Consider the following 266-nt stretch of genomic DNA (forward strand, 5'->3'; position numbering starts at 1 on the left):
TGTTAAACGCACAGAATGGAATATCACTAGGTGGGTTTAGTTATATTAATGATATGAATGTTAGCGGGCTCTCTTTTTATATTGAACAGCCATCTGATATCAATGACAGGACAAAAGAAGCAATGATAGTTACAAATTTAAAGAATGTAGGAATTGGTGTTCATGAGCCTAAATCTAGGCTTCATTTAGATGGTGATTTTTACATTTCAAATCCAAGCAGTGGTATTATTATAAAAGATTCAGGAAATAACTGTAGGAGAATTACC

General features: G+C 32.7%; 1 protein-coding gene. It reads left to right on the plus strand.

The features are described 5' to 3' along the window. A partial coding sequence (locus SB786_RS36510; RefSeq protein WP_410731620.1) for a hypothetical protein occupies positions 1–266 on the plus strand: 266 nt, incomplete at both ends.

Origin of the sequence: Burkholderia sp. SIMBA_062 (assembly GCF_046534765.1) — a bacterium.
GTDB classification, from domain to species: Bacteria; Pseudomonadota; Gammaproteobacteria; order Burkholderiales; family Burkholderiaceae; genus Burkholderia; species Burkholderia ambifaria.